Here is a 22,576-nt window from a genome sequence, read left to right on the forward strand (position 1 = left end):
TCCGGTCCGGCGCGCCCCGCTGACCCGTGGCGTGATCGACGGCACTAGGGGAAGCTGTTCGTCATGCGCAAACTGTCGTTGGACGCCGTTGCCCGCGAGCAGATGAAGCACGCCATGGAGAACTCCAACCAGCGGAGCGCCAAGACGGTCTACGGCGGCCACGAGCGGGTGCTCCGGCAGAGCGTGATCGCGCTCGTCGAGGGCGCCGTGATGGGCGATCATCTCAGCCCCGGCGAAGCCACGCTGCACGTGCTGCAGGGCCGGATCCGGCTCACCGCCGGCAAGGACAGCTGGGACTGCCGCACCGGCGACCTGCTCGACATCCCCGAGGACCGCCACTCGGTGACCGCGCTCGAACCCTCGGTCGTGTTGCTGACCGTGGCCAAGCCCTGAGGACCGTCCGCCCGGAGTCGTAGGCTGGACGGTGAGAAACCCCTTCCGCGGGCTCGTCCCGGGCAGGGGTGTGTTCGCGTCCACTTCGAGGGGATGACCTGTGACGCTCTCGGGTCTGCTTGACGCCGTCCTGCCTGACCCCGCCCTGGCTTCGCTGATCGACGCACTCGGCACGCCGGCCCTGGCCATCGAGGGCACCCCCGCCGCCCGCCCGCTGGTGGCCGCCACCCTGGCCACCCGGGCTCCGGTGCTCGCCGTGACCGCGACCGGCCGCGAGGCCGAGGAGCTGACTGCGGCCCTTGCCGACCTGCTCGGCCGCGACGCCGTGGCCGACTTCCCGTCCTGGGAGACACTGCCGCACGAGCGGCTCTCGCCGCGCGCGGACACCGTGGGCGCCCGGCTGTCGGTGCTGCGCAGGCTGGCCCACCCGGACGGCGCCCCGCTCAAGATCGTGGTCGCCACGGTTCGCTCACTGATCCAGCCGATGGCGCCCGGCCTGGGCGAGCTGGCGCCGATCGAGCTGCGCCCGGAGCACGAGTGCGACTTCGACGGCCTGCTCGAGCGCCTGGTCGAGGTCGCCTACACGCGGGTCGACATGGTGGAGAAGCGCGGCGAGTTCGCGGTGCGGGGCGGCATCGTGGACATCTTCCCGCCGACCGCCGAGCACCCGGTCCGGGTGGAGTTCTGGGGTGACGAGGTCAGCGAGATCCGCCCGTTCGCGGTCGCCGACCAGCGCTCGCTGCCCGGCACGTTGGACGCGGTGGTGGCGCCGCCGTGCCGGGAGCTGCTGCTCACCGAGCGGGTCCGGCAGCGCGCGGCCGACCTCGCGCAACAGCATCAGAGCGACGCGCACCTGCACGAGATGCTGACCAAGCTGGCCGAGGGGATCCCGGTCGAGGGCATGGAGGCGCTGATCCCGGCGCTGTGCGACGGCGAGCTGGCGCTGCTCACCGACCTGCTGCCGGCCGGTGCGCACGTGCTGCTCGCCGACCCGGAGAAGATCCGCACCCGGGCGCACGACCTGGTCCGCACCGGCCAGGAGTTCCTCGAAGCCTCCTGGATGGCCGCGGCTGGCGGCGGCAAGGCGCCGATAGACCTGGGCGCGTCGGCCTACCGCGATCTCGCCGACGTCGCGGGCCACGCCCGCGACACCGGTCGCGCCTGGTGGACGCTGTCCCAGCTGACCACGCCGGACGACACGGTGCTGCGGCTGGACCTGTCCGCGGTCGACTCCTACCGCGGCGACGTCGCCCGGGCGTTCGCCGACCTGCGCGCGCACACCGCGAGCGGGGGCGCGGCGGTGCTGGTGGTGCCGGGCACGGGCACCGGCAAGCGGGCCGTCGAGCAGCTGGCCGAGGCGGACGTGCCGGCGACCTTCGCCGAGGACGGGTTGGCCCAGCCGCCCAGGGCCGGCGTGGTCACCGTGGTGCGCGGGGCGCTGGAGGACGGCTTCGTGGTGCCGGACCGGGCGCTGGTGGTGCTCACCGAGGCCGACCTGACCGGCGGCCGGCACGGCACCTCCACCCGTGACCTGTCGGCGAAGATGCCGTCCCGGCGGCGCAACGCGGTCGACCCGCTGGCGCTGAAGAACGGCGACTACGTCGTGCACGAGCAGCACGGCATCGGCCGCTACGTCGAGATGGTGCAGCGCACGGTGGCCGGGGCCACCCGGGAGTACCTGGTGCTGGAGTACGCCTCGTCCAAGCGCGGCCAGCCGGGAGACCGGCTGTTCGTCCCGACCGACCAGCTCGACCAGGTGTCCCGCTACGTGGGCGGCGAGCTGCCCACGCTGAACAAGCTCGGCGGCTCGGACTGGAAGAACACCAAGGCCAAGGCGCGCAAGGCGGTCAAGCAGATCGCGGCCGAGCTGGTGCAGCTCTACGCCGCCCGGCAGGCCGCCCCGGGCCACGCGTTCGGCGCGGACACCCCGTGGCAGCGCGAGCTGGAGGACGCCTTCCCGTTCACCGAGACCCCGGACCAGATGGCCGCCATCGACGAGGTCAAGGCGGACATGCAGCGCGGGGTGCCGATGGACCGGGTGATCTGTGGGGACGTCGGCTACGGCAAGACCGAGATCGCGGTGCGGGCGGCGTTCAAGGCGGTGCAGGACGGCAAGCAGGTGGTGGTGCTGGTGCCTACCACGCTGCTCGCCCAGCAGCACCTGCACACGTTCACCGAGCGGATGCAGTCCTTCCCGGTGGTCGTCAAGGGCCTGTCCCGGTTCACTCACGCGGGTGAAGCCGAGGAGGTTCTCGAGGGCCTGGCCGACGGCAAGGTGGACATCGTCATCGGCACGCACCGGCTGCTGCAGACCGGGATCCGGTACAAGGACCTCGGCCTGGTGATCGTGGACGAGGAGCAGCGCTTCGGGGTCGAGCACAAGGAGCACATCAAGGCGCTGCGCACGCACGTGGACGTGCTGACCATGTCGGCGACGCCGATCCCGCGCACGCTGGAGATGAGCCTGGCCGGGATCCGCGAGATGTCCACGATCCTCACCCCGCCGGAGGACCGGCACCCGATCCTGACCTACGTCGGCGGCTACGACGACAAGCAGGTGGCCGCGGCGGTGCGGCGCGAGCTGTTGCGCGACGGCCAGGTGTTCTACGTGCACAACCGGGTCTCCTCGATCGAGAAGGCGGCGCGGCGGCTGCGTGAGCTGGTCCCGGAGGCGCGGGTCGTCACCGCGCACGGGCAGATGAACGAGGACCGCCTGGAGAAGATCATCGAGGGGTTCTGGAACGCCGAGCACGACGTGCTGGTGTGCACCACGATCGTGGAGACCGGGCTGGACATCTCCAACGCCAACACGCTGATCGTGGAGCGCGGCGACCTGCTGGGTCTGGCCCAGCTGCACCAGCTGCGCGGCCGGGTGGGCCGGGGCCGCGAGCGCGGCTACGCCTACTTCCTGTACCCGCCCGAGGCCCCGCTGACCGAGACCGCGCACGACCGGCTGGCCACCATCGCGCAGAACACCGAGCTGGGCGCCGGCATGGCGGTGGCCATGAAGGATCTGGAGATCCGCGGCGCCGGCAGCCTGCTCGGCGCCGAGCAGTCCGGGCACATCGCCGGGGTGGGCTTCGACCTGTACGTGCGGCTGGTCGGCGAGGCGGTGGACGCGTTCCGCCGGCATGCCGGCGCTCCCGGGGCGGAGGAGGACGAAGAGCTCGCCGAGGTCCGGGTGGACCTGCCGATCGACGCGCACATCCCGCACGACTACGTGCCGGGCGAGCGGCTGCGGCTGGAGGCGTACCGCAAGATCGCCGCGGCCCGGGACGCGGCCGAGCTGACCGGGGTGACCGAGGAGCTGACCGACCGCTACGGCGCGCCGCCGGAGCCGGTGCGGCGGCTGTTCGGGGTGGCGGCGTTCCGGCAGGCCTGCCGGGCGCAGGGGGTCACCGAGGTCGCCATGCAGGGCAGCACGATCCGGCTCGGCCCGCTGCCGCTGCGCGACTCCCAGCTGGTGCGCCTGCGGCGCCTGTATCCCAAGGGGACGTACAAGGCGGTGACCCACACGGTGTCGGTGCCGCGCCCGACCGAGGGCGCGGCCGGCGGCCGGATCGGCGCGCCGCCGCTGCGGGATCAGGAGTTGCTGGACTGGTGCGCCCGGCTGCTCGAGTCGCTGGTGAGCGCGCCCGCGCCGGTCGGCTGATTCGGTCGGCCGCTCAGGCGCTGGTGACATCCACGACTACGACGCCCGCGCCGGTCCGCTGATTCGAACTGTGAGAAAGTACGCCCTGTGATGAGTGCGATGCGCCGCCCGGCGATCCTGATCGCCGCCCTCGCCGTCCTGGGAAGCGCGCTCACCGCGTGCGGCTCGCAGCCCCGTGAGGCGAACTCCGCGGTGATCATCGGCAACCGGGTCGTCTCGGTCGATGACGTGCAGGCCAAGCTGGAGACCGCGCTGAACAAGGAGCCGGCCGCCCGTGAGCTCGCCAAGAGCCACAAGCTGGACCTGGTGTCCCGGAGCATCGTGACCCAGCTGGTGCGCCACGAGCTGATCACCGAGGTGGCCAAGCGGGAGAACCTGACGGTCTCCGAGAAGGATGTCGAGGAGGCGCTGGCCGCCAACGCGCCGGCCGAGGACCCGGTGCAGCGTTCCGTGCAGGCCGCGTTCGACCCCCGGGAGTACGCCCGGGACCAGCTGCTGACCCAGCGGCTCGGCCAGAAGTACCGGACCAAGCTGGAGATCACCTTCGACGGCGCCACCGTGCGGTCCGTCGCCGACGCCAAGACCCGGTCCATCGACCTGGCCAAGAAGATCGCCGCCGAGCCGGCCAAGGTCAACGACATCCTGCGGGCGGCGTCCGCCGACGCCCCCGAGGGCAGCATCAACCTGGCGCCGGACCAGACCCTCAGCCCGGTCAGCACCTACCAGATCGCGGCGGAGAACAACGGCCAGGTGCTGCTCACGCCGGTCTTCGCCGCGGACGCGGACACCGTGGTCGCGTTCCCGTACGCGTCCAGCGAGCAGGCCGGGTCGTCCCTCTGGCTGGTCGCGCTGATCACCAAGCGGGACACCAACGCCGCGCTGCCCGAGGACCAGGCCAGCGTGGCGGCCGAGGTGTCGCCGCTCTGGGACGGGCTGGTCGGCACGCACGTGATGGGCCCGGCGGTGACCGATCTGGGCGTGAAGGTCAGCCCGCGCTACGGGGTGTGGGACGAGCTGAACGTGAGCGTGGCGCCGAGCGAGGACGAGAAGATCGGGGTTCTGCTGCCGGCCGGCGGTCAGCAGCAGCAGTGAGCGGGGTGCCCACCTCCACGGTGGTGCTGCTGGATCCGGCGCACGGCCCGGTGTTGCCGGTCGCGGCGCTGCCGGCGATCCGTGCGGCCCGGGCGGTCTACCGCACCGGCGAGGTGGCGGTGCCCGTGGATCCGGCGCCGCCGGTGGACGACCTGCGTGCCGCCGCTCCGGTGGTGCTGTTCACCGGGTCGCTGTCCGATCCGCATGCCCGGGCGCTGCTGGCGGCCGGCGCCGAGCTGATCGAACCGGTGCCCCGGCGGAGCCTTGTGGCCGCGGTCGAGGTGATGGACCGGCTGCGCTCCCCGGGCGGCTGCCCGTGGGATGCCGAGCAGACCCATGACTCGCTGCGCCAGTACCTGGTGGAGGAATGCTTCGAACTGCTCGAGGCGATCGAGGACGGCGACCGGGTGGCGCTGCGCGAGGAACTGGGCGACGTCCTGCTGCAGGTGCTGTTCCACGCCCGGGTGGCGCAGGAGGACCCGGACGACCCGTTCACCATCGACGATGTCGCCGAGACCCTGGTGACCAAGCTCGTCGCCCGGCACCCGCACGTCTTCGCCGGGGGCGATCCGGCCGTCCGGGACGCTCGTACCCAGCAGCGTCGCTGGGAGGAGCTCAAGCAGGAGGAGAAGCGCCGGGAGTCCAGTGTGGACGGTGTGGCGCTCGGTCAGCCGGCGCTTGCCCTGGCCGCCAAGCTCGCCGCGCGCACCGCGCGGGCCGGACTGCCCGGCGACCTGTTGCCGGCACACGCCGACCCCGGGTCCCGGCTGTTCGCGCTGGCCGCCCTGACCAAACTGGCCGGCGGCGACCCGGAGGGCGACCTGCGCGCGGTGGCCCGCCGGTTCGCCGCGGACGTCCGCGCCGCCGAGCGAGCCGCCCGGGAGTCGGGCGTCTCCGCCGAGGCCATGGACCACGACACCTGGCGGCGGTTCTGGCCGGAGCCGGCCGCCGGCGCCGCGCAACCGCATCCGGCGGTGCTGCCGGACTAACGTGACGGCGTGACCGATGCCTACCTTCGTTACCCGCATCTGCACCAGGATCTGATCACGTTCGTCGCCGAGGACGACGTCTGGCTGGCCCCGGTCGACGGCGGCCGCGCCTGGCGGGTCACCGCGGACCAGGTGCGGGCGGCCCGCCCGAGGTTCTCCCCGGACGGCACCATGTTGGCCTGGACGACCTGGCGGGACGTGGATCCCGAGGTCTGGGCGACCCCGGTGGACGGTGGCGCCGGGCGGCGGCTGACCTACTGGGGCGACCCGATGACCACCGTGCTGGGCTGGACCCCGGCCGGCGAGGTGCTGGCCGCCAGCGCCACCGGGGCGCCGCAACGCCGCGGTGCCTGGGCGTATGTCATCCCGCTGGACGGCATCCCCGCCCGGCTGCCGTTCGGGCCGGCCGGCGATCTTGCCTACGGCCCGGACGGAGCGGTCCTGCTCGGGTCGGTGATGTTCGGCGAGCCGGCCGTCTGGAAGCGCTACCGGGGCGGCACCGCCGGCAAACTGTGGCTGGATCGGGACGGCTCCGGGGATTTCGTCCGCATTCTGTCCGAAGTGGACGGTAACCTGGCGTCGCCGATGTGGTGGGCCGGGCGGATCGCGTTCCTGTCCGACCACGAGGGGGTCGGCAGCCTGTACTCGTGTGCCCCGGACGGGTCCGACCTGCGCCGGCACAGCGAGGGGGAGTTCTACGCGCGCAACGCCAGCACCGACGGGCAGCGGGTGATCTACCACGGCGCGGGACGGTTGTGGCTGGTGGACGGTCCGGACGCGGCGCCGCGCCCGCTGGACATCCGGCTGGCCGGCCCGCGCTCCGCGCGCGAGCCGTATCCGTTGCGGGTGCGGAACAACCTCGACGATGTGGCGCCGGACCGCACCGGCCGGGCGAGCGCGGTGGGGGTGCGCGGCACCGTGCACTGGCTGACCCACCGGGACGGCCCGGCCCGGGCGCTGGCCGTGACGCCGGGCGTGCGGGCCCGGCTGCCCCGGGTGCTGGGCAGCGACCAGGTGGTCTGGGTGACCGACGCGGACGGCGAGGACGCCGTGGAAATCGTTCCGGCCGCCGGCCGGGAACTGACCGCGGCGCCCCGCCGGCTCGGCATCGGAGCACTGGGCCGGGTGCTCGAACTGGCCGCGTCGCCGGACGGGAAATGGGTCGCGGTGGTCAGCCACGACGGCCGGTTGCTGCTGGTGACCGCGGCGACCGGGGAGGTCCGCGAGGTGGCCCGGGCGGCCGAGCAGGACCCGGCCGATCCGGTCTTCTCGCCCGACTCGGCCTATCTCGCCTGGTCGCATCCCGGCCCCAGCCCGCTGCGGCACATCCGGATGGCCGACACCGCCGATCTGTCCATTGTGGACCTGACGGCCCTGCGGTTCGCCGACTACAGCCCGGCGTTCACCCTGGACGGCAAGCATGTCGCGTTCCTGTCCGCGCGCACGTTCGACCCGGTGTACGACGCGCACGTGTTCGACATGTCGTTCGCCTACGCGGCCCGGCCCTACCTGGTGCCGCTGGCCGCGACCACCGTGTCGCCGTTCGCGCCGCAACCGCGTGGCCGGGCCGTCGGCGACGAGGACGAGAAGTCCAAAAAGGACTCGGCGGACGGTGACGACGCGCCGCCGCGCACCGTGGTCGACGTCGAGGGCATCGGCGACCGGGTGGTGCCCTTCCCGGTGCCGGCCGCCAGCTACTCGAGGCTGCGCGCGATCAAGGACGGGGTGCTGTGGGTGCGCGAGCCGCTCACCGGAACGTTGCACTTCGACAACCCGCTGTCCGACGACGGCGAGTGCAGCGTGCTGGAGCGCTTCGAGTTCGGCAAACGCAAGGTGGACACCGTCGTCGAGGGCGTGGACGAGGTGTGGGCCAGCGGGGACGGCGAGCGGGTCGTGGTGTGGGACGGCGACTGCCTGCGGGTGCTCGCGGCCGGGCACAAGCCCGACTCGGACGACGACGACTCCGACGACGACATCAGCGTGGACCTGACCAGGATCCGGGTGCAGGTCGACCCGGCCGCCGAATGGCGGCAGTCCTTCGACGAGGCCGGCCGGCTGATGCGGGACCACTTCTGGCGGGCCGACATGGGCGGGGTGGACTGGGCGGGGGTGCTGGCCCGGTACCGGCCGCTGGTGCACACGCTCGGCTCGCACGACGATCTGGTCGACCTGCTCTGGGAGGTGCAGGGCGAGCTGGGCACCTCGCACGCCTACGTCCTCCCGGCGCACGGCGACCCGGACGGCGGGCGCAGGCTGGGCCTGCTCGGCGCCGATCTGCACCGCGACGCGGCCGGGGTGTGGCGGGTCGTCATGGTGCTGCCCGGCGAGAGCTCCGACCCCCGGGCCCGTTCACCGTTGTCCGCACCGGGGGTCGCGGTGCGCCCGGGCGATGCGATCCTCGCGGTGGACGGCCGGCCGGTGCAGGCCGCCGGGCCGGCCCCGCTGCTGGTCGGCGCGGCCGGCAAACCGGTGGAGCTGACCGTGGCGCCGGCCGATGGCGGGGCGAACCGGGCCGTCGTGGTGGTGCCGCTGCACGACGATCTCCCGCTGCGGTACCAGGCGTGGGTGGCCGCCCGGCGGGCGCACGTGCACGCGGCCGGGTCCGGCCGGGTCGGGTACGTGCACGTGCCGGACATGCTCGCCAACGGCTGGGCGCAGCTGCACCGGGACCTGCGCCTGGAGGTGCGCCGGGAGGCCCTGGTGGTGGACCTGCGGGACAACGGCGGCGGGCATCTTTCCCAGCTGGTGGTGGAAAAGCTGGCCCGCCGGGTGATCGGCTGGGAGGTCGCGCGGAATGGCTACTACGCCGAGCCGTACCCCTCCGACGCGCCGCGCGGGCCGGTGGTGGCCGTGGCCAACGAGTTCTCCGGTTCGGACGGCGACATCGTCAACGCGGCCATCAAGGAACTGGGCATCGGTCCGGTCGTCGGGGTGCGCACCTGGGGTGGGGTGATCGGCATCGACCGGCGCTACGACCTCGTCGACGGAACCTCGGTCACCCAGCCCCGGTACGCCACCTGGATGCGCGGACCCGGGTGGGGCATCGAGAACCACGGTGTGGACCCGGACATCGAGGTGGTGATGAACCCGCGGGACCACGCGACCGGCGCCGATCCGCAGTTGGACACCGCGGTCCGGGTCGCCCTGGAGGCACTGGCCGCCAACCCGGCCGCGACGGTGCCCGAGCTACCGGTCTGACTCCCCGGCCATCCGGGCGTAGTTGGCCAGCGAACGCTGGTAGCGCGGCAGATGCGGGGCCAGCGCGCCCAGGGCCAGCGCGACCGCCTCCCGCTCCCGGCCGAGATCGGTCAGCGCCAGGGCCAGGAAGGCGCGCACCGCGTCGTCCAGGTGGTCCGACCCGGCGGTCAGCTCGGCCGTCAGCAGCTCCGCGCTTTCCTTGGCCTGGCCCAGGTTGCGCAGCGAGCTGGCCTGCTGGATCACCGCCCGGCGGCGCCGTTCGCCGGTCAGCCCGAGCTCGAGGGCCCGCCGGTAGAGCGGAATGGCGCGGTCGGGGTGCCCGGTCGAGTCGAACGCGCACGCCCGCTCGAACGGTCCGATCCCGCTGTCCGGCGGCAGTTCCGCGACCAACGTGTCGATCAGCTCGCGAAACCGCTCCGGCTCGTACTCGTCGATCGACGCCCACGCCTGCGCGATCCGCTGCTCCCAGTCCATCACCGGATCCTGTCAGCTAACCGAGGAGCTTCTCACCCCAGTATTGGCCGGGCGCGGTGCCGGGCGGGACGGCGAAGTGGGCCGAGCCGGTGTGTTCGATGTACTCCATCATCTCGTCCTTGCTGGACAGTGCCTGCTGCATCGGGACGAACTGGGTGCGGGTGTCCCGGTTGAAGCCGATGAAGAACAGCCCGGCGTCGAGATGGCCGAAACCGTCCGAGCCGTCGGTGAAGTTGTAGCCCCGGCGCAGGATCCGCACGCCGCCCAGGGACTCCGGGCCGGCCAGCCGGATGTGTGCGATGTCGGCGATGAGCGGAAGCCCGCCCGCGCCGCGCACGTGCAGGTCGGGCTCGTCGAACTCGTCGACCTGGCCCAGTGGCGCGCCGCTGCCCTTGGCCCGGCCGACGATCATCTCCTGCTCGGCGAGCGAGGTCCGGTCCCAGATCTCGATGTGCATCCGGATCCGCCGCGCCACCAGGTAGGTGCCGCCGGCCAGCCAGTCCGGCCCGTCCGCCGCGGCCACCCACACGTGCTGGTCCAGCCCGGCCGGGTCCTCGGCCTTGAGGTTGCGGGTGCCGTCCTTGAAGCCGAACAGGTTGCGCGGGGTGGCCTGCGCCTCGGAGGTCGACGACGTACGCCCGAACCCCAACTGCGACCAGCGCACCGCGACCTTGCCGAAGCCGATCCGGGCCAGGTTGCGGATCGCGTGCACCGCCACCTGCGGGTCGTTGGCGCAGGCCTGCACGCACAGGTCGCCGCCACTGCGTCGGGGATCGAGGTCGTCGCCCGGGAAGGCCGGCAGGTCGATCAGCGCCGCCGGTCGCCGGGCGGCCAGGCCGAACCGGTCGTCGAACAGCGTCGGACCGAACCCGATGGTCAGGGTGAGCGCGGCGGCCGCCAGGTCCAGCGCCTCGCCGGTGTCGGCGGGCGGCGCCTGCGCCGGACCGCCCACCGCGCCGTGCTCGGTGGCCTCCAGTCCGGCGGTCATCCGCTCCGCGGCGGCCGTCCAGTCCTTGAGCAGGCGCACCAGTTCGGCGCGGTCCCTGGTGATCACGTCGAACGCCGCGAAGTGCATCCGGTCCTGGGCCGGGGTCACGATGCCGGCCTGCCGCTCACCGTGGAACGGCACGGCGGCGCCGACCGTGGCCGCCGCCACCGCCTCGACCGGCATGCTCGCCCGGCCGGCCAGGACACCGCCCGCCACGCCCACGGCCGCCCCGGCCCCCGCCATCCCGAACAACCGCCGGCGGGACAGGGAGGTCATGGCCGGGCCACCACCTCGGCGACCTTGCTGATCGGCTCGCCGAGCGCGTCGATGGCCTCGGCCAGGGCCTTGATCTCGGGCTCGGTCAGGTCGGTGTAGGACTTGAACCCCTCGCCGGCGCGGTGCTTGTCCAGCAGGGCGTCCACGGCGGCGAACTTCTCGTCCACGGTGGCCAGCAGGGCGGCGTCGCGTTCCTGCACGACCGGGCGCAGCGCGGCGACCGCCGCCTTGGAACCGTCCACATTGGCCCGGAAGTCCCACAGGTCGGTGTGCGAGAAGGTGTCCTCCTCGCCGGTGATCTTGCCGGTGGCCACCTCGTCGAGCAGTTCCTTGGCGCCGTTGGCCAACTCCAGCGGGGTGAGCTCCACCGACTTGGCCTTGGCGACGATCTCGTTCACGTCGGCCAGCAGCCGGTCGGCGATGGTCGGTGAGTCGGCCTGCAACCCGCTGACCCACAGGTCCTTCTCCAGCCGGTGGAACCCGGTGAACTCCTGGCCCTCCTCCAGGTCGGCCTCCCGGGCGTCGATCCGCGGGTCGAGGTCGCCGAAGCTCTCCGCCACCGGCTCGATCCGCTCCCAGTAGGTGCGGGCCACCGGGAACAGCGCCTTGGCCTCGTCCACCTTGCCGGCCTTGACGGCGCCCACGAACTCGGTGGTCTTGCTCTGCAGCGCGTCGGACTGCGAGCTGACGTAGCGCTGGTAGCTCTTGGCGGCCTCGGCGAGCTTGGCGTTGGCGTCGGCCTGCTTGCCGGCCGAGCCGTTGACCGTGAAGTCGGCCCGGATTCCCTTGCCCTGCATGCCGGGCTTGCACGCGGTCTGGTACTTCCCGCCGTCGGGCACCTCGACGATCAGCCGGCGGCTGGCGCCCGGCTCGATGTTGGCCGCCTCGCCCATGATCCGGTCACCCTCGGCGTAGAGGTAGAACTCGGTGACCCGGCTGCCCTTGTTGTTGATCTCGAAGGTGAGCGTGCCGGCGTCGGCCGCCGTGCGGGCGACCGCGCAGGCGTCGTCCCTGGCCTCCACCGCGATCGGTCCGCCGGCCGCGGGCGGGGTCGAGTCGCCGCACGCGGCGAGGGCGAGCACGGCGGCGCCGGCCAGGCCCAGCCGCAGGGATGTGGTGGTCACGACTGCTCCTCGGAAAGTCAGTTAGGCAAACCTGACCAAACTTAGGTTAGGCTCACTTGGTTGTCCACCCCGGCCCGTGACTTTCCCCCGTTCCGTAACCTGAGTTGGTGGCCGTGCTCATACCCCAACCGCCGCCGACCCGGCCGCGGCGCCCGTTTCGCTCAGCCGGTCCGATCCTGCTGGTCTGCGCGCTGTTCGCCGGCCTGATCGGGGTCGTCGCCTGGCTCGGCTCGAACGGCGACCAGGATCCGCCGGCCAGCCGGCCGAAGCGGTTCGACGTCCCGGCGCTCGACGTGGCGCCCGGCGCCGCCGTGCCGTCCCCGGCCGCCGCGGCCACCGCCGACGTGAGCTGGGCGAGGCTGGTCGAGCGGACCGACCTTCCGGAGCGCACCCTGCGCGCCTACCTGGCGGCCGAGACCGCGATGCTCGACAGCGCGCCCGCCTGCAGGCTGAGCTGGGCCACCCTGGCCGGCATCGGCCGGGTGGAGTCCCGGCACGGCCGGATCAACGGCGCGCAGGTGGAGTCCGACGGGATGTTGCGCCCGCCGGTGATCGGCATCGCGCTGGACGGCTCGCCCGGCGTCCGCGCGATCAAGGACACCGACGGCGGCCGGCTGGACGGCGACCAGCAGTGGGACCGCGCGGTCGGCGCCATGCAGTTCCTGCCGAAGACCTGGTCCCGGTGGGCCGCCCGGGCCAGCAACGACGGCGCCGCGCCCGACCCGCAGAACGTCGACGACGCCGCGCTGAGCGCCGCCCGCTACCTGTGCTCCGCGGGCGGCGATCTCGGCACTGGCGAGGGCTGGTGGCAGGCGGTGCTCACGTACAACCAGTCGGCCGCATACGGCCGCTCCGTGTTCAGCGCCGCCGACGCCTACGCCCACGCCGTGAGCTGACCGGCACTTTTCCGCTCAGCGGTCCCGGTCGACCGCGATCCGGGCGCTCACCTCGCCGAGCGCCTCCTGGTACTCCGGCACCGGGTGCATCGCCGCGGCGATGCGAAGTTGGGTCTGCGCCTCGGGATAGCGACCCAGCCGCTGCAGGGTGCGGCCCAGCGCGAAGCGCGCGTAGTGGTCGGTCGGGTCCAGTTCGATCACCCGCAGGAACGCCTGCTCGGCCCGGCGCAGCTGGGCCGAACCGAGGTAGGCCCGGCCGGCGAGCAGATGCACGCTGGGCTTGTCCGGCTCGGCGTCCAGCACCGGCGCCAGGGCGGCGAGCGCGTCCAGCGGCCGGCGCTGCGCGACCAGTGCCTCGGCCCTGCGGAACGCCTCGAACGTGCCTGCCCCGTCCTCGGTCATGGTCCGATCAACGCTACCCTCGTAGCGGCTCTTCCGGGGAGTCGCAGTCATGATCACAGTGACGATCACACTGCGTTCCCAAGGTTCTGCGCGTGCCTCCAACGGGGGATACCGCCGCCCGGTTAGGCTCGTGCCCGAGTTGTGTGGATAACTAGGCGGGTTGAGGAGCAGCAGGTGGCGGTCATCGAGCAGGTTGGTGCGCGCGAGATTCTGGACTCACGCGGCAACCCCACGGTCGAGGTGGAGGTAGCCCTCGACGACGGCACCCTGGCCCGCGCCGCGGTCCCGTCGGGCGCCTCCACCGGCGAACACGAGGCGGTGGAGCTGCGCGACGGCGACCCCAACCGGTACGGCGGCAAGGGCGTTGAGAAGGCCGTCACGGCGGTGCTGGACGAGATCGGGCCGGAGCTGACCGGCCTCGACGCCGTGGACCAGCGCATCGTCGACCAGAAGCTGGTCGACCTGGACGGCACGCCGGACAAGTCCCGGTTGGGCGCCAACGCCATCCTCGGCGTGTCCCTGGCCGTCGCCAAGGCCGCGGCCGAGTCCAGCGGCCTGGAGCTGTTCCGCTACCTCGGCGGACCCAACGCGCACGTGCTGCCGGTGCCGATGCTCAACATCGTCAACGGCGGCGCGCACGCCGACAGCGACGTCGACGTGCAGGAGTTCATGATCGCTCCGATCGGCGCCGAGTCGTTCCGGCAGGCGCTGCGCTGGGGCGCGGAGGTCTACCACTCGCTCAAGTCGGTGCTCAAGAGCCGCAAGCTGTCCACCGGCCTGGGCGACGAGGGCGGCTTCGCGCCCAACCTGCCCAGCAACCGCGAGGCGCTGGACCTGATCGTGACGGCCATCGAGAAGGCCGGTTACGTGCTGGGCCGGGACATCGTGCTCGCCCTGGACGTGGCCGCCACCGAGTTCTACTCCGACGGCGCCTACACCTTCGAGGGGTCGCGGCGCAGCCCGGAATGGCTGCACGACTACTACACCAAGCTGATCAACGACTATCCGCTGGTGTCCATCGAGGACCCGCTGGCCGAGGACGACTGGGACGGCTGGGTCCGGCTCACCGACCAGATCGGCGAGCGGGTCCAACTGGTCGGCGACGACCTGTTCGTCACCAACCCGGACCGGCTGGAGGAGGGCATCGCCCGGCGCGCCGCCAACGCGCTGCTGGTCAAGGTCAACCAGATCGGCACGCTGTCCGAGACGCTCGACGCGGTCGCCCTGGCCACCTCCTACGGCTACCGCTGCATGATGAGCCACCGGTCCGGCGAGACCGAGGACACCACGATCGCCGACCTCGCCGTCGGCACCGGCGTCGGCCAGATCAAGTCCGGCGCGCCGGCCCGCACCGACCGGGTGGCCAAGTACAACCAGTTGCTGCGCATCGAGGAGACGCTCGGCGACGCGGCCCGCTACGCCGGGGATCTGGCCTTCCCGCGGTTCACGCCGGAGAGCTGAGCGCATGGCCGGGCGGGAGGCGGACCGAGGAGACCGGGCGGACCGGCAGCGCCGGGGCGGCCGGCGCACCGGGTCGACCCGCGCCACCCGCCCGGAGAACGTGCGGATCCGGCGCGCTTCCCAGGATCCCAAGCGCGCCCGGCGCCCGCAGCGCCCGGCGCAGAAGTCCCGGACCCGTCCGGCCGTCCTGCTCGGCCTGTCCACCACCCGGCGTGCCGCGCTGCTGGCGATCGTGGTGTGCGCGCTCGCGCTGAGCGTGGCCGTGCCGCTGCGCACCTACCTCGGCCAGCGGGCCGAGGTGGAGATCCAGGAGCAGCGGGAGGCGGAGTTACGCGCCCAGGTCGAGCAGTTGGAGAAGCGCAAGGCGCAGCTGGACGACCCGGCCCAGGTCGAGGCCGAGGCCCGGCGGCGGCTGCGCTACGTGCGGCCGGGGGAGACCCCCTACGTCGTCGAGCTGCCCGGCGATCACGATCAGCGCCCGTCCGGCGAACCGGCGCCACCGCCGCCCCGGCAACAGGCCTGGTACGAGACGCTGTGGGACGACGTGGCAGGTAACGGCCGGTGATTACCGAGGCGGACCGGGCGACCGTGGCCGAGCAACTCGGCCGGGAGCCCAGGGCGTTGCGGGCGGTCGCGCACCGCTGCCCGAGCGGCCACCCGGCCGTGGTGCAGACGAACCCGCGCCTGCCCGACGGTTCGCCGTTCCCCACCCTCTACTACCTGACCTGCCCCCGGCTGACCGCGTTGGTCAGCCGGCTGGAGGCGAGCGGGCTGATGCGCGAGATGACCGAGCGGCTCGCCACCGACCCGGAGCTTGCCGCCGCCTATCTCGCCGCGCACCGCGCCTACCTGGCCGAACGCGATGCGATCGAGTCGCTGGGCACCGACGTCAGCGCCGGCGGGATGCCCGGCCGGGTGAAGTGCCTGCACGTCCACGTCGCGCACGCGTTGGCCGCCGGACCAGGAGTCAACCCGTTCGGGGACCAAACCCTTGCCCTGCTCAGCGACGAATGGCCATCAGGTTCGTGCGTTACTGACCAATCGGTCAACGCTGGTCGTCCGAAAGGGCAAGGATGACCGACGACTGGCCCCTTTCTGGTCGGCAATCAACGTGACATGGTGACGTACGGCGACGGATGAGGCAGTCTGGTGTACCGGACGGCCACGACGACACCGAGGGGACAGGCGGATACCGGTGGGAGCGGCGAAGCGGGACATAGAAGCAGCGCGGGCGAGCCAGCGTCTGCGCCGCAGACGTCGCAAGATCGCTGCGGTCGCCGCCGGAATGCTGCTGATTCCGGCGGTCGCCTCCGGTGAGCCGGTCAACCTGGCGAACCAGGACCTCAACGCGCTCAGCGACGCGGGCCGCGGCCTGATGGGTCTGACCGACCCGGATCTGGTGAGCGCCGACGGCACGCTGGGCGAGAACGACCAGATCGGCGCCGACCTGCTGCGCGACGCCGGCAACCCCGACTTACTCTCGCAGGAGGCGTTGGACCTGCCCAGCGGGCCGCTGGGCATCCCCGGCGTCATGCTGCAGGCCTACCAGCGCGGCGCGGACTCGATCAACAAAATGCTGCCCAACTGCCACATGCACTGGTCGCTGCTGGCCAGCATCGGGCGGATCGAGACCAACCACGCCCGCGGCGGCCAGGTGTTCGGCAACGGCGACACGGTGCGGGCGATCCTGGGTCCGGTGCTCAACGGCGGCGGGTTCGCCGCGATCAGCGACACCGACGGCGGCGTGCTGGACGGCGACAACCGTTGGGACCGCGCGGTCGGCCCGATGCAGTTCATCCCGTCGACCTGGCGCGGCTACGCCTCGGACGGCAACGGCGACCGGGTGAGCAGCCCGCACAACGTCTACGACGCCACCGTGGCCGCCGGCAAGTACCTGTGCTCGGGCGGCCTGGACATGGCCAACCCGCAGCAGCGCGCGGTCGCGGTGTTCCGCTACAACCACTCCGACAGCTACGTGCGCACCGTGCTGGTCTGGGCCGACGCCTACGCCAAGGGCGTGACCCCGTTGCCCAGCACCCCGGTGCCCACCGTGCCGACCTACCAGCAGACGAACAACCAGGCGGACAACCCCAGCCCGCAGACCCCGCCGCCGGCCGACAACGGCAACCCGCCGGACGACTCGGGCATCATCACGACCACGCCGACGACGCCCCCGCCGGTCTGCCCGACGCCGACCGAGACGTCCACGCCGACCGAGACGCCCACCAGCACCCCGACCACCACGCCGACGCCGACCACGCCGCCACCGGGTTGCGAGACCACCACGCCGACGTCGCCGCCCTCCTCCGGAGGAGGCGACGGCACCACCACCCCGCCCACGACGACGACGAACTCGCCGTCCGGCGGTGGGGAAAGCTCGACCGGGGGCGAGACGACGACCACCACCACGCAGCAGCAGACCTCGGCGGCCGACACCTCCTCCTCGACCACCCTGGCCGAGGAGACCACCACCAGCCCGCTCGGTCCGTAAGACATGTCCCGTTAGGCTCGGGGCATGGTCAGGGTTGCGGCGATCGACTGCGGAACGAACTCCATCCGGTTGCTGGTCGCCGACGCCACCCAACGCGACGACGGCTCGTTCTGGCTGCGCGACGTGCACCGCGAGATGCGGATCGTGCGGCTCGGCGAGGGCGTGGACGCCACCGGCCGGCTGTCCATCGCCGCGCTGATGCGCACCCGCGACGCGCTCGCCGACTACGCGCTCACCGTGCGGCGCAAGGGATCCGAGCGGGTGCGGATGGTGGCCACCTCGGCCACCAGGGACGCGGCCAACCGAGACGACTTCTTCGCCATGACCCGTGACGTGCTCGGCGTCGAGGCCGAGGTGATCAGCGGCGACGAGGAGGCCCGGCTGTCCTTCACCGGCGCGGTCGGCGATCTGGAGCCCGACGACGGGCCGTTCGTGGTCACCGACATCGGCGGCGGGTCGACCGAACTGGTGCTGGGCACCTGGGACGGCCGCCAGGCCACGGTCAAGGCCGCCCGGTCGGTGGACATCGGCTGTGTGCGGATCACCGAGCGCTGTCTGCGCGGCGACCCGCCGACCGCCGAGGAGATCGCCGAGGGGCGCACGCTGGCCGGGCGGATCCTGGCCGACGCGTTCGCCGCCGTGCCCGTCGGGGACGCGCGGACCTGGATCGGGGTCGCCGGCACGATCACCACGCTGTCCGCCGTCGCGCAGGGGCTTCCGGAGTACGACGCCACCCGCACGCACCTGTCCCGGCTCTCCGATGCCGAGATCGACGGGACCGCACGGCGGCTGCTCACCGCCAGCCACGACGAACGCGCGGCCAACCGCGTCATCCATCCCGGCCGGGTCGACGTGATCGGCGGCGGCGCGCTGATCACCCAGGTGCTCGCCGAACAGTTCGCCGAGCGGGCCGGCATCACCGAACTGCTGGTCAGCGAGCACGACATCCTCGACGGGATCGCCCTGTCGCTCCTCTGAAGTATCGCATTCCCTCCGGATGACCCCTTCCGCATGCCGAAACCAGGGCGGAGGATGTGCCGGTCTGACGTGCTCTGACGTCGGGGGCCGCTGTCAGAGCAGGGGTAAGCGGAAAGCGAGGAGAGATCGCGTGAGGCGACGGAAGGCGTTACTGGCCTTGATGACCACACCGTTGGTCACCGGGCTGGTCGTCGCGACGGCACCCAGTGCCGCCGCGCAGCCGGCATTGTCCGGCAAGACGGTGGAGTACAACGTGCTGGCCACCGAGTCGGGTGTGGATGCGGCGGTGGCCGCGGTGCGCGCGTCGGGGGGCACCGTGGAGAAGACCAACCGGGTCACCGGCCTGCTCACCGTCAAGGCACCGGAAAACGGCTTCACCGCGCGGATGGCCACGGCCGCCGGCGTGGAGGTCACGGCGCGGGCGAAGGTGATCGGCCACGCGCCGGCCACCCGGCAGGCTCCGCGGGCCGACATCGTGGAGAAGGAGAACAAGCAGGGTGCCGCCGCCAGCGGCAAGAAGGCCCAGGCCGCCCCGGTCGGCATGGACCCGCTCGACGGGCAGCTGTGGGGCCTGACCTCGGTGCGCTCGGATCTCGCCCGGACCAAGCAGCCGGGTGACCGGCGGGTCAAGGTCGGCGTGATCGACACCGGCATCGACGGCAACCACCCGGACATCGCGCCGAACTTCGACCGCGCGCTGTCCCGCAACTTCACCCAGGACATCCCGTTCGACGAGCTGGGCCAGGTCGTCGACGGACCGTGTGAGTTCCGCGGTTGTGTCGACCCGGCCGACTGGGACGACGGTGCGCACGGCACGCACGTGGCCGGCACCATCGCCGCGGCCGCCAACGGGTTCGGCATCTCCGGTGTCGCGCCGAACGTGAGCCTGGTCAACATCCGGGCCGGTCAGGACTCCGGCTTCTTCTTCCTGCAGCCGACCGTGGACGCGCTGACCTACGCCGGCGACGCGGGCATCGACGTGGTCAACATGTCGTTCTTCGTCGACCCGTGGCTGTACAACTGCCAGAACAACCCGGCCGACACGCCCGAGCAGCAGGCCGAGCAGCGGCTGATCACCCGGGCCATGAACCGGGCGCTGAACTACGCGCACCGCAAGGGCGTCACGATGGTCGCCGCGCTGGGCAACCAGCACACCGACCTCGGCAACCCGCAGCCGGACACCACCAGCCCGGACTACCCGGTCGGCACCGCCAAGACGCGCACCATCGACAACGCCACCTGCGTGTCGTTGCCGACCGAGGGCCCGCACGTGATCAGCGTGTCCTCCTACGGCCCGTCCCGGACCAAGGCCGACTACTCCAACTACGGCGTCGAGCAGATCTCGGTCTCCGCGCCTGGTGGCTGGTTCCGTGACTACTTCGGCACGCCGCAGTTCCGCACCAACGAGAACCTGATCCTGTCGGCCTACCCGCAGCACGTGGGTGTCGAGGAGGGCAACATCGACGCGGCCGGCAACATCACCCCGCAGGGTGTGGCGCTGGGTGTGCAGAAGGCCTGCCAGGCCAACGGGGCCTGCGGCTACTACCAGTTCCTGCAGGGCACCTCGATGGCCTCGCCGCACGCGACGGGTGTCGCCGCGCTGATCGTCAGCCAGTACGGGAAGTTCAACCGCGGCAACGCCAGCATGAACCCGGACAAGGTCCAGTCCGTGCTGGAGGGCACCGCGTTCAAGATCCCGTGCCCGGTTCCCCCGACCATCGACTACCTCGATGAGGGTCGCGACGCCAGCTTCACCGCGACCTGCACGGGCAACCTGCAGTTCAACGGCTTCTACGGTCACGGTTCCGTGGACGCCTGGGCCGCCGTGACCCGCGGCCGCCAGTTCCTGTAACGGAAAACGCGGGGGTGGCCATCCGGGCCACCCCCGCGTTCCGGGTCAGCGATTGGAAGCCCGGGCGATGAACGCCGCGAGATCCTTGGCCTGCCGCAGCCGGCTCGGCTCGTGCACGTACATCATGTGGCCGGCCTCGTAGTAGGCGGTCTCGATGTTGGCCCGCAACGAGTCCGGAATGGACAGATGGGCCAGCGCGTGGTCGCTGGCGTAGTAGGGCGTCGCGCCGTCGTGGTAACCGGCGGCGACGTGCACCTTCAGATGCGGGTTGGCGCGCATCGCGGTGGACAGCTTGTCCAGCACCGTCACGTGCGCGTTCTCGAACTCCTTGTACGACCAGGCCGTGTTGACGTCCATGCTGAGGATTTGGTACGGCAGATCGTTGGTGTAGTTCAACTCCGCGTAGAGGTAATGGTTGAGCGCGGCGGTGTAGGCACCCATGATCGAGGCGCTGGACGGGTCGTCGACCCAGCGTTCCCGGGCGCCGTCCGGATCCCAGCCGGTGAACCGGCCGTCCAGCCGGCCGACCGTGAGCCCCTTGGACCGCAGCAGTTCGGTGTAGAACCGGACGTGCTCGACGCGCAGGTTCGCCCGGTTCACGTAGTCCTCGGACAGTCCGGTCAGCGCGGCCATCCGGGCCACCGCCTCCGAACGCTCCGTCGAGGACAGCCGGTTGCCCCTGGCCAGTGCGGCCGGGTAGTCCCGGGCGGCGAACTCCTCGGCCTCGGCGAGCACCTCGGAAAGCGGCCGGTCGCCGTGCAGGCCGTGGTAGTTGGCGATGGCCGTGTAGGTGGGCAGGAACATGACGTAGGGCAGGTCGTTGCCCTCGGCGAAGTCCAGCACCGTGAAGTCCAGGGCCGCCGAGATCAGGATCAGTCCGTTGAGGAACATGCCGTAGCGGGTCTGCAGATGTAAGGCAAGACCGCCGGCCCGGGTGGTGCCGTAGGACTCGCCGGCCAGGAACTTCGGCGACATCCAGCGCCCGTTGCGGGAGATCCACAGCCGGATCACCTCGCCGACGGACTCGATGTCGGCCTGGAAACCGTGGTAGTCACCGGGTTTCTGGCCGACCGCGGCCCGGGAGTAGCCGGTGGACACCGGGTCGATGAACACCAGATCGCTGTGTGCCAGCAGGGTCTCGGTGTTGTCCACCAGCTCGTAGGGCGGCGGGGTCAGGTTGCCGACGTCGCCGGAGACCGCCCGGCGCGGCCCGAGCAGGCCGAGGTGCAGCCAGACGCTGGAGGAACCGGGACCGCCGTTGAAGGCGAAGGTGACCGGACGCTTGGTCGGGTCCGCGCCGTCCAAGGTGTACGCGGTGAGGAACACCTCGGCCTTGGGCAGGTGCCCGTCGAACGTGCCGTTGGTGACCACCTCCTGACGGAGCACGATCCGGCCGGCCGTCGCGGTGTAGTTCAGCTTGCGCCGTTTGATGGTCAGCGAGTGCGAACTGGTGACCAGGTCGTCGGTCGGCTCCGGGGCCTGGCCGCGGGTGTCGCCTTCGGGTTTGTCGTTCCCCGATCCGTTCTCGGCAGTCATGCAGCGCACCCTACGTGTTGCCGATGTGGTGCGGCCATTCACAATCATTGCCATGCGCGCGATTGCGGCCGATCTGGCCGAGTTGGACCGGATGGTCACCGGCTGCCGCGCCTGCCCCCGCCTGGTCGCCTGGCGCGAGGAGGTGGCGACGGTCAAGCGAGCCGCCTTCGCCGACCAGGAATACTGGGGCCGCCCCGTCCCCGGCTTCGGCCCTGCCGATGCGGCGCTCGCCATCGTCGGCCTCGCCCCCGCCGCCCACGGCGCCAACCGGACCGGCCGCATGTTCACCGGCGACCGCTCCGGCGACGTGCTCTACGCCGCCCTGCACGCCGTAGGCCTGGCCAACCAACCCACATCCGTGTCCGCGTCCGACGGCCTGCGCCTGCACGGCACCCGCATCACCGCCCCGGTCCGCTGCGCCCCGCCGGCCAACAAACCCACCCCGCTCGAACGCGACACCTGCCGCCACTGGCTGTCCCAGGAGCTCGCCCTCCTCCGGCCGACCCTCCGGGCCATCGTCGTCCTGGGCGCCTTCGGCTGGCAGGCCCTCCTTCCCGTCCTCACCCCCACCTGGCAAGTCCCCACCCCCCGCCCCCGCTTCACCCACGCGGCCCTCGTGACCCTCCCCGCCCCCGAAGGCCCACCCCTGCACCTGTTCGGCTCCTACCACGTAAGCCAGCAAAATACGTTCACCGGCCGGTTGACCCCCGCCATGCTGGAAGCGGTGCTACTCGAAGCCAAGGAAGCGGCCGGACTCTGACAGGGGTTGTCCCC

The 22,576-nt window shown here is 72.0% G+C and carries 18 protein-coding genes; 13 read left to right on the plus strand and 5 right to left on the minus strand.

Translation table 11 applies throughout. The features are described from left to right. Positions 1–63 precede the first annotated feature (63 nt). The 5 genes from VFO68_RS16945 (at position 64) to VFO68_RS16965 (ending at position 9,324) form a co-directional block, all read left to right on the plus strand. Positions 64–393: a cupin domain-containing protein gene (locus VFO68_RS16945; RefSeq protein ID WP_325159266.1), complete on the plus strand. Its 330-nt coding sequence runs from the start codon at positions 64–66 to the stop codon at positions 391–393. A gap of 100 nt (positions 394–493) precedes the next feature. Beyond that, positions 494–4,045 carry a transcription-repair coupling factor gene (gene mfd / locus VFO68_RS16950; RefSeq protein WP_325159267.1) on the plus strand — a complete coding sequence of 1,184 codons (3,552 nt, stop codon included), beginning with the start codon at positions 494–496 and terminating at the stop codon, positions 4,043–4,045. Between the two features lie 90 nt (positions 4,046–4,135). Beyond that, positions 4,136–5,137 carry a hypothetical protein gene (locus tag VFO68_RS16955; protein WP_325159268.1) on the plus strand — a complete coding sequence of 334 codons (1,002 nt, stop codon included), beginning with the start codon at positions 4,136–4,138 and terminating at the stop codon, positions 5,135–5,137. Between the two features lie 5 nt (positions 5,138–5,142). After that, positions 5,143–6,126 carry a MazG family protein gene (locus VFO68_RS16960; RefSeq protein ID WP_414635520.1) on the plus strand — a complete coding sequence of 328 codons (984 nt, stop codon included), beginning with the start codon at positions 5,143–5,145 and terminating at the stop codon, positions 6,124–6,126. 9 nt (positions 6,127–6,135) lie between these two features. Continuing rightward, a complete protein-coding gene (locus VFO68_RS16965) occupies positions 6,136–9,324 on the plus strand; it encodes a S41 family peptidase (RefSeq protein ID WP_325159270.1) in 3,189 nt (1,062 codons plus the stop codon). Here the strand turns inward: VFO68_RS16965 and VFO68_RS16970 are convergent. Genes VFO68_RS16970 through efeO form a run of 3 tightly spaced genes read right to left on the minus strand, consistent with a single transcriptional unit; the run spans position 9,313 to position 12,186 of the window. Then, positions 9,313–9,798 (minus strand): tetratricopeptide repeat protein, encoded by a 486-nt coding sequence (locus tag VFO68_RS16970; protein WP_325159271.1) that lies wholly within the window; start codon positions 9,796–9,798, stop codon positions 9,313–9,315. The two genes, VFO68_RS16965 and VFO68_RS16970, sit on opposite strands and share 12 nt — an antisense overlap. A 16-nt stretch (positions 9,799–9,814) precedes the next feature. Next, positions 9,815–11,062, minus strand: coding sequence for an iron uptake transporter deferrochelatase/peroxidase subunit (gene efeB, locus VFO68_RS16975; RefSeq protein WP_325159272.1), 1,248 nt, complete (start codon positions 11,060–11,062; stop codon positions 9,815–9,817). Next, complete coding sequence (efeO, locus tag VFO68_RS16980; RefSeq protein ID WP_325159273.1) at positions 11,059–12,186, minus strand: iron uptake system protein EfeO; 1,128 nt, start codon at positions 12,184–12,186, stop codon at positions 11,059–11,061. The genes efeB and efeO overlap by 4 nt, the downstream gene beginning before the upstream one ends. Positions 12,187–12,293: 107 nt before the next feature. On the opposite strand from efeO, the gene VFO68_RS16985 reads away from it, so the two are divergent. Next, a complete protein-coding gene (locus VFO68_RS16985) occupies positions 12,294–13,082 on the plus strand; it encodes a lytic murein transglycosylase (protein WP_325159274.1) in 789 nt (262 codons plus the stop codon). Positions 13,083–13,097: 15 nt separating this feature from the next. On the opposite strand, the gene VFO68_RS16990 is transcribed toward VFO68_RS16985, so the two are convergent. Further along, positions 13,098–13,484, minus strand: coding sequence for a tetratricopeptide repeat protein (locus VFO68_RS16990; protein WP_325159275.1), 387 nt, complete (start codon positions 13,482–13,484; stop codon positions 13,098–13,100). Positions 13,485–13,658: 174 nt separating this feature from the next. On the opposite strand from VFO68_RS16990, the gene eno reads away from it, so the two are divergent. The 6 genes from eno to VFO68_RS17020 all read left to right on the plus strand — a co-directional run bounded on the left by eno (position 13,659) and on the right by VFO68_RS17020 (position 20,266). Then, the gene (eno, locus tag VFO68_RS16995; RefSeq protein ID WP_325159276.1) at positions 13,659–14,945 is read left to right on the plus strand and encodes a phosphopyruvate hydratase; all 1,287 of its coding nucleotides are present in this window, start codon (positions 13,659–13,661) and stop codon (positions 14,943–14,945) included. Between the two features lie 4 nt (positions 14,946–14,949). Continuing rightward, on the plus strand, positions 14,950–15,510 hold the full coding sequence (locus tag VFO68_RS17000; protein ID WP_325159277.1) for a septum formation initiator family protein: 561 nt from the start codon (positions 14,950–14,952) through the stop codon (positions 15,508–15,510). Continuing rightward, a complete protein-coding gene (locus VFO68_RS17005) occupies positions 15,510–16,022 on the plus strand; it encodes a DUF501 domain-containing protein (RefSeq protein WP_325159283.1) in 513 nt (170 codons plus the stop codon). Before VFO68_RS17000 ends, VFO68_RS17005 begins: the two co-directional genes overlap by 1 nt. Positions 16,023–16,230: 208 nt before the next feature. Next, positions 16,231–17,436 (plus strand): lytic transglycosylase domain-containing protein, encoded by a 1,206-nt coding sequence (locus VFO68_RS17010; protein ID WP_325159278.1) that lies wholly within the window; start codon positions 16,231–16,233, stop codon positions 17,434–17,436. A gap of 24 nt (positions 17,437–17,460) precedes the next feature. Next, complete coding sequence (locus VFO68_RS17015) at positions 17,461–18,414, plus strand: Ppx/GppA phosphatase family protein (RefSeq protein WP_325159279.1); 954 nt, start codon at positions 17,461–17,463, stop codon at positions 18,412–18,414. A gap of 160 nt (positions 18,415–18,574) precedes the next feature. After that, positions 18,575–20,266 (plus strand): S8 family serine peptidase, encoded by a 1,692-nt coding sequence (locus tag VFO68_RS17020; protein WP_325159280.1) that lies wholly within the window; start codon positions 18,575–18,577, stop codon positions 20,264–20,266. A 45-nt stretch (positions 20,267–20,311) separates the two neighbouring features. Here the strand turns inward: VFO68_RS17020 and VFO68_RS17025 are convergent, their stop codons facing one another. Then, positions 20,312–21,802, minus strand: coding sequence for a S10 family peptidase (locus VFO68_RS17025; protein ID WP_325159281.1), 1,491 nt, complete (start codon positions 21,800–21,802; stop codon positions 20,312–20,314). A gap of 52 nt (positions 21,803–21,854) precedes the next feature. Between VFO68_RS17025 and VFO68_RS17030 the strand changes: the two genes are divergently transcribed. Continuing rightward, positions 21,855–22,562 (plus strand): uracil-DNA glycosylase, encoded by a 708-nt coding sequence (locus VFO68_RS17030; RefSeq protein ID WP_325159282.1) that lies wholly within the window; start codon positions 21,855–21,857, stop codon positions 22,560–22,562. The last annotated feature ends 14 nt before the right edge of the window (positions 22,563–22,576 follow it).

Origin of the sequence: Actinophytocola sp. (assembly GCF_035712165.1) — a bacterium.
Classification (GTDB): Bacteria; Actinomycetota; Actinomycetes; order Mycobacteriales; family Pseudonocardiaceae; genus DASYTH01.